The organism is Parathalassolituus penaei, assembly GCF_026626885.1.
In the GTDB taxonomy this organism is placed as follows: Bacteria; Pseudomonadota; Gammaproteobacteria; order Pseudomonadales; family Oceanobacteraceae; genus Oceanobacter; species Oceanobacter penaei.
The window spans coordinates 227,649-237,664 of the sequence record NZ_JAPNOA010000018.1 but is presented as its reverse complement, the minus strand read 5'-3'; the positions used below and the strand labels follow the sequence as shown (position 1 = coordinate 237,664).

The window sequence follows — 10,016 nt, the reverse complement described above, 5'->3', positions numbered from 1 at the left end:
CTCATCTCAACGGCTGATCGCTTGAATTCCAGTGAGTACTGCTTTGTCTTTTTCTGGTTCTTGTAGGCTGGCATTGGGCACCTTCTGTAACGTCAAAAGATGTCCGTTAAAACGGGGCAAGATCATTGGTCCCTTGCTTGTGATTGTTATGCGCGCACAGCATTGAAACCCTCACCAATCACAAAACTATTACCGAGCTCTAGAACCATTAGTTTAGGATAAGGAACAAATTCAGTGCCGGTCCAACACCTTGGCATCCTTGGATCTAGAACATTGACTCGTATAGGTAGCCTTTCAAAAGATTCTTCAATTCGCTTTGCAAGCGACAAAGGGAAGCGACCTAATAGGCCATATTTTGAGCTTACGATACCTTCTAAGGTCGCACGCTGGTTTAGGAAACGGTGAACATATTCGAGCCGACCAAAGACCTCAACGCAGCAACTGCAAATTATACCGAGTAACTGAGCCGGATCACATGAGTTGTCAGCGAACATCAGGTCAGCATGCTCTTCAGAATATGGCTTTAGCAATGCTGATTCGCCTAAAACATATATTGAATCGAAAGACTCGGAACATATGGACTCTTCCACCACACCCGAACAAGTTAACTGCCACAAATCAGGCTCAGATTCATCATTAATCAAAACTGAGAGTTTTATTTTCAGATCATCGGCAAACCAATCAGCATCAACGATTCGTATCCAGCCTTCGGCATCGTCGAATTCACTATTTAGTTCTGCAAGAAGTTCTTCCATGGCTACCTTATCGCATAACAGTTTATTCATACGCATGCGCGTTTTTCTGGTGGCGTGATTTGTTGCGGAAGGATGCCAGGCATTTGAATTTATTGATAATTTCCATTTTCATAAAGCCATCCTTCCTGGAAAAACGAGCATGCGCGTTTTTCTGCTTTAACGTGCGCATTAATTCTGCGCCAAAAGCGAAAAACCTTTGAACTTCATGGGATTACGCTAACAGCATCCGGAAAAACGCGCAACCGCTCTGGAAATACGGGCATGTTTTTTTCTTCAGCCTGATTTTACTGTTTATCCATACAGTTATCTTGAGATGCACAGAACCAGGAGTAAAAGTCCGCTTTTGAACGCGCCTCTCGCTTCATGCGGCTGAACGGATATCGCCTTCGAACCGGAAAAACTTACCTCTGCTGAATCAAGGCCGATATTCGCCTTTAGTAACGCCGAGTGTGATGGGCCATGTCATTTCTCTAGCCTGGCGTTGGTGTTCATCCCGATTCGCTCAATAGGCCATTGGTAGCCAACGGTGCTGGGCACGCTTCGCTGTGCACCAGCCTACGATGCAAACCACTTTTCACCCGACACCCGACACCCGACGCCCGACGCCCGACGCCCAGTGTAATCAGGCCAATCCTGGGGTACAGGGACAACACTGTCTCCTTTACGCCCCCTTGCAGCCGGGCCCAAACCCGTTAAGCTGCGATGCGAACACTGATCAGGAGCCCATCCCGTATGAAGCTTGCAAGTACCAGTCTGACCGATGGCGCCGTCATTGATGGCCGTTATGCGTTTTGTGTTATCGATCCGCAAACCCACGTTACCCTCTCATCCAACCTGAACCCGCAGCTGAGCTGGAGTGATGCTCCGGCGGCGACCCGTTCGTTTGCGGTGGTGGTGCACGATCCGGATGTGCCGTCGGTGGGTGATAACGTTAACCAGGAAGGCAAAACCGTGGCGGTGGATCTGCCGCGTGTGGATTTTTATCACTGGCTGCTGTGGAACATTCCGGCAACCACCACTGAGCTGGCGGAAGGCGCGCACAGTAATGGTGTGACGGCTCGTGGCAAGGCAGGCCCGCAGGCTGGTAATGGCCTGAGCCACGGTATCAACGATTACACGGGTTGGTTTGCCGGTGATGCTGATATGGGCGGTGATTATTACGGCTTTGATGGCCCTTGCCCGCCATGGAACGATGAACGTGTGCACCATTATGTGTTCACGGTTTACGCGCTGGATGTTGAAAGCCTGGATCTGCCTGCTCGCAGCAATGGCGCTGCGGTGCTGGCTGCTCTGGATGGCCATGTGCTCGACAAGGCCAGTATTACCGTCAAATACAGCCTGAATCCGGCGGTTGCGCTCTGATATTTCGGCTTTGACGCTTCGCCATTATCCGTTGTTGCCAACGGGTAATGGTGGATTTCCGGTTATGGGTGCGTCGGTTCTGTTCGCGCCAAAACCATTAGTTGCTCCCGGCCTTCAGTCCTCATATCAACGCCAACACTCAAATCACCCTCACATTAGCGCTCACACCGGCCCTTACACTGCCTTTTGCGGCTTCTGGAATCGTTACCATGATGGAATGGCTGGCCACGCTTGGGCCTGCAGGTCTGTTTATTGCGGCATTTGTGGCAGCGACGCTGCTGCCGATGGGCTCTGAGCTGTTGCTGGCGGCTCTGGTTGTCAGTGGAGAACCGCTGCTGGGTATGGTGCTGATCGCCACGGTTGGCAATGTGCTCGGTTCCTGCACCAATTACCTGTTGGGTATCTGGCTGCCGGTGGAGCGTTTGCGCGCTATCAGCCGTATGAGCGAACAGGAGCTGGCCAACGCGCGTGAACGCCTGCAACGTTATGGCAAATGGTCGTTGCTGCTGGCCTGGCTGCCGGTAATCGGTGATCCGTTAACCTTGGTGGCGGGCATTGTGCGGGTGCCGTGGCACTGGTTTTTGCTGCTGGTTACCACCGGCAAGGGCTTGCGTTACTGGCTGGTCGCCGTAGCCGCCCAGCCGCTAATCAACTGATATATCACCCATCCGGATCTGCTGCTCGGCCAGCCGGGCACCAAAGACCGCCATGGCTTCCAGAACGGGCAGCAGTTCAAACCCGAAGGCAGTCAGTTCGTATTCGGTGGTCGGCGGGATGGTTGGATACTGATAACGCTGTACCAGCCCCTGCTCTTCCAGCAGCCGCAAACGCGCCGTCAGCAGCCGTGGGCTGATACCCGCCAGCCCTCGTTGTAACTCCGAAAAGCGCCGTTTGCCTCCCAACAGATCTCGCACAATCAGTGTGGTCCATTTGCCTTCCAGCAACGCCGCCGCACGTTGAATCGGGCACGCGGGCTCACAGGGCTGGTTGGCAAGCTCGGCCAATCCGGGGGTTGATTCATCGCGAGTATCCGTCATTCCACTCTCCTGCTTTCTATTGTTTCCGTTTGCTTTCTCTTGCTTGCACTGGCTTGCTCTTGCTTCGTCCTGCCTGCTGCCAGGGGCACTACAACAGCCCGGTAACAATATTTTCAGAAAACCCAAACTTCACTTTTGGTAACTACTTCATAAAGTGAAGTAATGGACGCACAGTACTCCCGTCGCGATCGAATCACCAGTCGCACAGCGGCGCTGCCATCAAAATGCTCCGGTTGCCGGATCATCAATGCGCCGATCTTCAACGGTGAGTATTCGCCCGGACATGGCTCCGGGCCTGATTTTCAGGGAGTCTGATATGTCGTTAACCTGGTACAAAACCGGCCTGCGCCTGATTGCCGTTATCCAGTGCACATTGGGGATAGGGTATTTGTTGTTCCCGATGCAACTGCTGGCGGCCATGCAACAGAACCTGCCACCCGCGGATATGCAATGGCCATTGGGAATGCTGGCCGCGCGTTTTCTGGCCTACGGGGTCGGTTTCTGGATCATCAGTAACCAGCCAGCACCACACCGTTTGTGGATTCAGCTGATGGGTATGATCCAGCTGATTGATCTGGGTGTTGAACTCATGTTGCTGCTGACGGGCACCTTGCAGTTGTCACAAGTGGGCGTGGCTATGTTCAACGCGGTCTGGATCAGCCTGTTTTGTTGGCTGGCGCGCCCGGCGCATGTCCCGAGCGGCCGCAATCACCCGGCGCAAGGAGCTTCGGTATGAACTCGCTCCAGCGGCTGACAACGTCTCCGGCACAGGTGCCACTGACGGTTGAAAACAGGGAACTGCCGTCGGATCACGTCAAGCTGCCAATACGTCCGCCGCGGCTGTTTGTGCTGACGTTTGCCAGTAGCCTACTTCTTGAGATGCTGCTGACGGGAATGGCGACATTCCAGTGGCCCGGCTACACACCAATAGCCGCCGGGCTGATGCTGATAACGGCGGGATTCACGCTGGCAGGTTGGTCATTCACGACCCTGAAGGCTCACCACACCAGCGGTAATCCGCAATTGCCAACCCAGGCACTGGTGACCAGCGGGCCGTATCAGTGGTCACGGAATCCGGTGTATATCGCCATGCTGGTGATTTATACGGGTGCAACCCTGTTGACCGGCCTGACCGGGCCACTGTGGCTGCTGCCGTTGCTGGTGTGGTTCACCGACCGCTGGATCATCCAACGCGAGGAGCGTTATCTGGCGAGTCGTTTCGCCGCAGAATGGCAGCACTGGTGCCAGAACACACGGCGCTGGCTTTAACGAAAAAACCCGCAAATCCGTTGGATATGCGGGTTTTTAGACATCAGAAGGGCCGGAATTCAGCGCCAGAGATCACCGTAACGATCACGATGACAAAGGTACAGGCGCAGGTCGAACTCCAGCTGGTGATAGTCCGGCTCCATATAACAACAGAGTTTGTAAAACGCCTTGTCGTGTTCTTTTTCGCGCAGGTGCGCCAGCTCGTGAACCAGAATCATGCGTAACATGGGTTCCGGAACCTTGCGAAACAGGGATGAAATGCGGACTTCGTTTTTGGCTTTTAACTTGTTGCCCTGCACCCGCGAAACGTAGGTGTGCAGGCCAAGCGCGTTATTGATGACGTGGATCTTGTCGTCGTAGATCACCTTGCTGATCGGCGGTGAGCTGCGCATAAAATCGTTCTTGATGTCCTGGGCGTACTCGTACAGGGCTTTTTCGGAACCCAGTTCGTGTACCGACGGGTATTTTTTCAGTAACCATGGCCCGGTCTTGTTGTCGTCCAGCAACGACTGCACCTGCTGCTGGACCTGTGCACTGTAGCCACTCAGGTAGTTCACCGTTCTGGACTGACTCATATCACCCACATCACTCGCTTGTTTCTTCGGTTCGATCATCAACGGTGACTATTGTCGCTGATCATCGCGGTGGGGCCAAATCGGGTTCAGTCGAAGTCTTCCGCCGCAAACGGTGGCCAGTCGGGTTGACGATGGTTGTCGGCCTGAAACAGGCCACTGGCGTAAAACTGTTCGTTGGTGAGTTCGGATACCGGCACGATTTCCAGCAGTTCCAGATTTTCCGCTGTTACCGGCTCTTCTGGAGCTAACGGCGTTTCCGGTGCTTCAGGCACAGCCGCCGCTACCGTCGGAATATCAGCATGATCAGGCACCAGCTCCATCAGAATCACATCGTCCAGTACCGGCAGAAGATCCATTTCCAGCTCGGGGTCCCATACCCGCTCGGTCAGAATGATGTCGTCCAGAACCGGCGGTGCTTTGGGGCCTGTACCCAGCCAGCCGGTAACCCAGTTAAACGTTCGCACCGTTACTCACTTGCCTTCACACAATGGTGATCGGAATGAAAAGGCGCGCATGATACACAGCGGACTGCCCGATTTGCCAGACACCCGTTAGGGCAAATTTCAGTCAGCTGTTACAGGTAACCTGACTGACCAGACAGGTAGAACAATCCGAACGACCAAAAGACCTGCAAACCAACAGAAAAGCATGAAGTGCGGGCGACAGATACCGCCCGCATGGCGGTAACGATTACTCGGCCAGCTCGATGAACGGCCCATCCACATCCGGTTTTTCGAAAGCAGACCCCACCGGAGCCGCCAGCATCGGCACAATGGTCGGGTCGTAGTTGGCGATGGTGTTCACATCGTAAATCGCCATGTTGTCGGGCTGATCCATATAGTCCTCAGACTCGTAGCCAGACATAAAACGCCAGCCGCTGTCGGATTCGTTATCCGGCTCCTCACGAAACATAAACCGCACCGGCAGGCCATCTACGGTAATCATGTCGGTAGCGAAACAGGAACCGTGGCCGGTTGCCAACGGCTGCATGTCTTCACTGGCCAGACGGAAAGATTTGTTTGCAGATGCCATACGGGCGCCTCACTCGTTTATTGACGGATTAAACACTGGCTGCATCTTGCCATCACAAGGCCGATACGTCTGCCGCCAGTATCGATATTGGGCCCACCAGCAACCACTTGTGGGTTTTAACAATCGTTCATCAATATGTGCCAGTTGCCGGATGCCCGCCAATCCGTTCTGGCGGGTTAAGCATAACCAAGCGAGGATGTAGCAGAGCGGCTACGCTTCAAGCAGGTACAATAAAAGGTAAGGACATTAATTGGTTCTACCCACAACCGTTGGCGACATGCGCTGGCTGACTAGCATCGGGTTCGTGCTGGCAATTTTCCTGACACTGGGGACAACCCCGGCGTCGGCCGACTTGCCTGCTGTTTTTGCAACCCGGCCCTATGCGCTGCAGTCCACCACCCATAACGACCAGATCAGTATCCAGCAGGTACTGACGGTTAACGCGGCTGAACTCGATATCAGCCAGGTACGCCATCAACATCTGGAATCGACTCCGGATGCCAGCGGCTGGTTGCCGATTACCCAGGCTGCTGCCATCCAGAATGAATACGGTAAACCCTTGTGGTTTTATCTGGCCATCGATTGGGATTCGGTACTGACCGAACCCCGCTGGCTGGCGTTTAACTGGCCCTTCTACACCCGGATGGAGCTGTATCGCTGCCAGGGTAACCAGTGTGAGCCCTTGCCTGTTATCAGTACCGACGTCACCGGCCCGACCCTGTCATCTGTGTTTGAACTGGCCCGTCCTGGGGATCAGCAGCTGGAGCTGTATATGCGCCTGACCACCGAGGGCAAGGTCGCCATTCCCATGTCGGTGCGCACTCCTGCCGATTACATGAATCACAACAGTTATCAGCTGGCCCTGACCGGTGCCTATATCGGCATTCTGGTGGTGATGATGCTGTACAACATTGTGCTAGGCACACTGCTGCGTGATGGTGTGTATTTCTGGTACTCGGCCTACGTTGCCAGCACCATTGGCTACGCGATGACCATTAATGGCGTTGGGCGAGCGTTGTTATGGGGTGAAGCCATCTGGGCCAAAGGTCATCTGATCGGTTTTGTTGCCTGTTTCTCGCTGGCGCTGACAGTCCAGTTTTTCCGCCAGATTCTGCAGGTGGGTAGCTGGCACAATAAGTGGTCTGAGATCACCAGAATGTTGGTCTGGTGCTTCTTAATACTGGCCATTCTGCAGCTCGGGCCGCATCCGGAAGTCAGTATTCGGGGGTGGGATATCCTGGCGTTATTCACCATCCCATTGCTGGTCACGTTGGGGATTGCGGCCTGGCGGCGTGGTAACCCGTCGGGATTATTTCTGGCCGCAGGCTGGATGCTGTTTAACATTTCCAGCATGGTGGCCATTCTCGGATTGATTGGCGTGTACCAGATTCAGACCTGGCACTTTGCGCTCCAGAACGTTGGAATTGCACTGGAAACAGTACTGTTTTCGTTTGCGCAGGCCGAACGCATCAACCGCGAACGCAGCCAGAAAGAACAGGCCCAGAATCTGGCCGTGCAATATCTGCAGGAAGCCGCCGAAGCCCGCGAGCTGGCCTTCAAGGTGGAACGCGAAGCCAAAAACCATCTGGAAGATCAGGTTGAACGCCGTACCCGCGAATTACGCCTGGCACTGGCGCAGCTCGAAACCCTCAATATTGCCCTCGATACCCGCAGCAAGGTCGACAGCCTGACCGGGTTGGCCAATCGCCGTCACCTCGATGAAACCCTGTCGCTGGCGCTAAACGCCGCCCGCCAGAACGGCTGGCCGCTGACGGTGTTTATGGGTGACATTGATCACTTCAAACTCCTGAACGACGAGCACGGTCACAGCGCGGGCGATGCCTGCCTGATGATGGTAGCCGCAGAATGGCAGGAAACCCTGAGAAACCATGCCCAGATTATCGCCCGTTATGGCGGTGAGGAGTTTGTGGCGCTGATTCCGGGCATTGCCAATGCCGATGCCCATGAGCTGGCCGAAACCCTGCGCCAGAACATCGAGAAACGAGGCTGTCGTTACGAAGACAAAATCCTGCATGTAACCCAGAGTATTGGCGTGTTTACCTGTCGTCCCGACAGTGGTGCCGACGAGCTGCTGAAGTCAGTCGACAAGGCCCTGTACGATGCCAAACACAACGGTCGCAACCGCGTGTGTTACGGCTGAACAGGGCCGTTATTGGCATCAGACGTGGCTGAGCGCCGTTGATTGCCAAGCGCCGTTGATTGCCGAGCGACACATCACAGTTGCGGGTAAAAAACATCCATCATAGGGCCGAGGAATTTGACGTTGGCATCCCACTCAGCGGTTGGAGCTTCGGCCACCATCATGTACAGGACGTCCTGCTGGTCCATACCAGCCACCAGATAATGGGCGGTGGTTTTAACGCCATTATTGTCCGAGGCCACCCGTACGGCGTACATCACATAACCGTCACCGGCCATTACCCGGTTTAACAACACGTTGCCGGTCGAAGCAAACTTGCCCGCCATTTCCTTGGCTGATTCCGAGGGTTTCTGTTTGCGCGACACTTCCCAGTCGCCATAACGGTTTACGGTGAGGCCGGTCAGGAAACGGCCGTTGGTCTCAATGTTTTCTTTCGAGATATACAGCGAGTTGGTGAAGTTCTGCGACTGCTCCTTGATGTACCAGCCGTTCGGGCGCAGGAATTCACCAACACCATTATTGGCCTTGTACCATGACATCCCGCTCGGGGCGTTCGGCTTGCCGCCATCAGGATTGCCGGGGGCCGTCTGGCAACCGCCCAGAACGGCCACCACACACATCAGAACCATTGCTTTCAGAAACTTCACGATTCGCTCCATTCTTCAATACTCGCCACGCCTCAAGCGCTGTCATTCATGAAAGCGCCTCGGACGTTGGCCAAACAGCGTGCACTTTACGTCAGAACGACGCGGCGAGCACTCTGCGCGCTGACGTATTGATTATTCAGCGGTCGCCGCTTCGCGAAAGGCTTGCTCGAAATTCTTGCCCGCCAGCGTGGAGCGCATGGCACCACTGTCGGTGAGCAGACCTTCGGTGAGCAACTGCGCCAGTTTTTCCTGATCGACCACCCATACCGCAGCGGTCTGATCGCCCGTTGGCAGATAAACGAACCGGCTACTGGCGTCCAGATCAAGGGCAATCTGGTTCAACAATGACAACACGGTTTCAACGTCGTACCAGTCGCCGAGATTTTCGGCATCGCGCTGCCACGACTTGTCTTCCCATACGGCCTGTAAACGATACGGCTGATCATCCTGGCCTTCGGCGGGAGGAATTTCGGTAAACCGCAGCGCAGGCAAATCACTGAGTGCAGCAATTTCGGTCAGCAGATAATCGTGTTGGTTCGGAAAGGAGCCGGTTTCGGTATCAAACCAGTAGACATTGCCCATCTCCATCAGATATTCAGCAGCGGTAATGCTGGTACTGACGTCTTCTTCGTCAGGAGCATTCGGCAACAACGACAGATCACGCAGGTGTTTTTCGAGGCTGCCCTCAGCGGGATATTTGATCAGTGCGACCAGCACATCCTTGAGATCAGACGTATGGCTGTTACGGATAATCCAGTTGCTCATCTGCATGGCATCAGCCACGGCTGCCGCACGATCATTCAGTGCTTTCTGACGCAGGCAGGCTTCAACTTCGTATTGATGCGAGCCAGTGGCCAGATCCCGTTGCCACCCGGCACACTGCCCGGCAACCGGGGCGGTGTTCGGCAAGGATTCGATCTGCTGCGCCAGCGGTTTGCTGGTGCTGACAAGCGCTTCCCCAGTCGCACTGGTAGAGGCCGCACTGGTGGAGGTCGCACTGGCAGCAGGAGCATCGGCCTCCGCGTTGGATTCATCACAGGCCGTCAGCAACTGGCTCAGAACCACTGCCGCCAGAATGGCACAAGACCGGTATTTCATACTCGACTCCTTTCGATCCCACCATAACTCTGAATACAAGGATCAGCACCCGCTGATCCACCAACAGTAAAGACCCTAAC

General features: G+C 54.7%; 12 protein-coding genes. 5 read left to right on the top strand and 7 right to left on the bottom strand.

The window, feature by feature from the left end; all coding sequences use genetic code 11:
- Positions 1-146: 146 nt before the first annotated feature.
- Positions 147-785 carry a hypothetical protein gene (locus OUO13_RS05790; protein WP_283172905.1) on the bottom strand — a complete coding sequence of 213 codons (639 nt, stop codon included), beginning with the start codon at positions 783-785 and terminating at the stop codon, positions 147-149.
- Between the two features lie 702 nt (positions 786-1,487).
- Between OUO13_RS05790 and OUO13_RS05785 the strand changes: the two genes are divergently transcribed.
- Together OUO13_RS05785 and OUO13_RS05780 are read left to right on the top strand one after the other, a co-directional pair.
- A complete protein-coding gene (locus OUO13_RS05785) occupies positions 1,488-2,117 on the top strand; it encodes a YbhB/YbcL family Raf kinase inhibitor-like protein (RefSeq protein ID WP_283172904.1) in 630 nt (209 codons plus the stop codon).
- 209 nt (positions 2,118-2,326) lie between these two features.
- Positions 2,327-2,773: a YqaA family protein gene (locus OUO13_RS05780; protein WP_283172903.1), complete on the top strand. Its 447-nt coding sequence runs from the start codon at positions 2,327-2,329 to the stop codon at positions 2,771-2,773.
- Here OUO13_RS05780 and OUO13_RS05775 read toward each other — a convergent pair.
- Positions 2,762-3,154, bottom strand: coding sequence for a winged helix-turn-helix transcriptional regulator (locus OUO13_RS05775; protein ID WP_283172902.1), 393 nt, complete (start codon positions 3,152-3,154; stop codon positions 2,762-2,764). The genes OUO13_RS05780 and OUO13_RS05775 overlap by 12 nt on opposite strands.
- Before the next feature lie 247 nt (positions 3,155-3,401).
- Here OUO13_RS05775 and OUO13_RS05770 point away from each other — a divergent pair, with 247 nt between their 5' ends.
- Both OUO13_RS05770 and OUO13_RS05765 read left to right on the top strand, forming a co-directional pair.
- Positions 3,402-3,890 carry a hypothetical protein gene (locus OUO13_RS05770; protein WP_283172901.1) on the top strand — a complete coding sequence of 163 codons (489 nt, stop codon included), beginning with the start codon at positions 3,402-3,404 and terminating at the stop codon, positions 3,888-3,890.
- The gene (locus tag OUO13_RS05765; protein ID WP_283172900.1) at positions 3,887-4,423 is read left to right on the top strand and encodes a methyltransferase family protein; all 537 of its coding nucleotides are present in this window, start codon (positions 3,887-3,889) and stop codon (positions 4,421-4,423) included. Before OUO13_RS05770 ends, OUO13_RS05765 begins: the two co-directional genes overlap by 4 nt.
- A gap of 59 nt (positions 4,424-4,482) precedes the next feature.
- On the opposite strand, the gene OUO13_RS05760 is transcribed toward OUO13_RS05765, so the two are convergent.
- The 3 genes from OUO13_RS05760 to OUO13_RS05750 form a co-directional block, all read right to left on the bottom strand.
- Entirely contained in the window at positions 4,483-4,998 is a 516-nt protein-coding gene (locus OUO13_RS05760; protein WP_283172899.1) for a YgjP-like metallopeptidase domain-containing protein, read from the bottom strand.
- An 86-nt stretch (positions 4,999-5,084) separates the two neighbouring features.
- On the bottom strand, positions 5,085-5,462 hold the full coding sequence (locus tag OUO13_RS05755) for a hypothetical protein (RefSeq protein ID WP_283172898.1): 378 nt from the start codon (positions 5,460-5,462) through the stop codon (positions 5,085-5,087).
- Between the two features lie 226 nt (positions 5,463-5,688).
- Positions 5,689-6,030: a DUF2185 domain-containing protein gene (locus OUO13_RS05750; protein WP_283172897.1), complete on the bottom strand. Its 342-nt coding sequence runs from the start codon at positions 6,028-6,030 to the stop codon at positions 5,689-5,691.
- 277 nt (positions 6,031-6,307) lie between these two features.
- Here OUO13_RS05750 and OUO13_RS05745 point away from each other — a divergent pair, with 277 nt between their 5' ends.
- Positions 6,308-8,191: a GGDEF domain-containing protein gene (locus tag OUO13_RS05745; RefSeq protein WP_283172896.1), complete on the top strand. Its 1,884-nt coding sequence runs from the start codon at positions 6,308-6,310 to the stop codon at positions 8,189-8,191.
- A 74-nt stretch (positions 8,192-8,265) separates the two neighbouring features.
- Here the strand turns inward: OUO13_RS05745 and OUO13_RS05740 are convergent, their stop codons facing one another.
- Complete coding sequence (locus tag OUO13_RS05740; RefSeq protein WP_283172895.1) at positions 8,266-8,838, bottom strand: hypothetical protein; 573 nt, start codon at positions 8,836-8,838, stop codon at positions 8,266-8,268.
- A gap of 132 nt (positions 8,839-8,970) precedes the next feature.
- Complete coding sequence (locus tag OUO13_RS05735) at positions 8,971-9,936, bottom strand: hypothetical protein (protein WP_283172894.1); 966 nt, start codon at positions 9,934-9,936, stop codon at positions 8,971-8,973.
- Between the last annotated feature and the right edge of the window lie 80 nt (positions 9,937-10,016).

Bases quoted from the DNA above. Each gene is read 5' to 3' on its own strand.
- OUO13_RS05790 (WP_283172905.1), bottom strand. From the start codon at position 785: ATGAATAAACTGTTATGCGATAAGGTAGCCATGGAAGAACTTCTTGCA.
- OUO13_RS05785 (WP_283172904.1), top strand. From the start codon at position 1,488: ATGAAGCTTGCAAGTACCAGTCTGACCGATGGCGCCGTCATTGATGGC.
- OUO13_RS05780 (WP_283172903.1), top strand. From the start codon at position 2,327: ATGATGGAATGGCTGGCCACGCTTGGGCCTGCAGGTCTGTTTATTGCG.
- OUO13_RS05775 (WP_283172902.1), bottom strand. From the start codon at position 3,154: ATGACGGATACTCGCGATGAATCAACCCCCGGATTGGCCGAGCTTGCC.
- OUO13_RS05770 (WP_283172901.1), top strand. From the start codon at position 3,402: ATGCGCCGATCTTCAACGGTGAGTATTCGCCCGGACATGGCTCCGGGC.
- OUO13_RS05765 (WP_283172900.1), top strand. From the start codon at position 3,887: ATGAACTCGCTCCAGCGGCTGACAACGTCTCCGGCACAGGTGCCACTG.
- OUO13_RS05760 (WP_283172899.1), bottom strand. From the start codon at position 4,998: ATGAGTCAGTCCAGAACGGTGAACTACCTGAGTGGCTACAGTGCACAG.
- OUO13_RS05750 (WP_283172897.1), bottom strand. From the start codon at position 6,030: ATGGCATCTGCAAACAAATCTTTCCGTCTGGCCAGTGAAGACATGCAG.
- OUO13_RS05745 (WP_283172896.1), top strand. From the start codon at position 6,308: ATGCGCTGGCTGACTAGCATCGGGTTCGTGCTGGCAATTTTCCTGACA.
- OUO13_RS05735 (WP_283172894.1), bottom strand. From the start codon at position 9,936: ATGAAATACCGGTCTTGTGCCATTCTGGCGGCAGTGGTTCTGAGCCAG.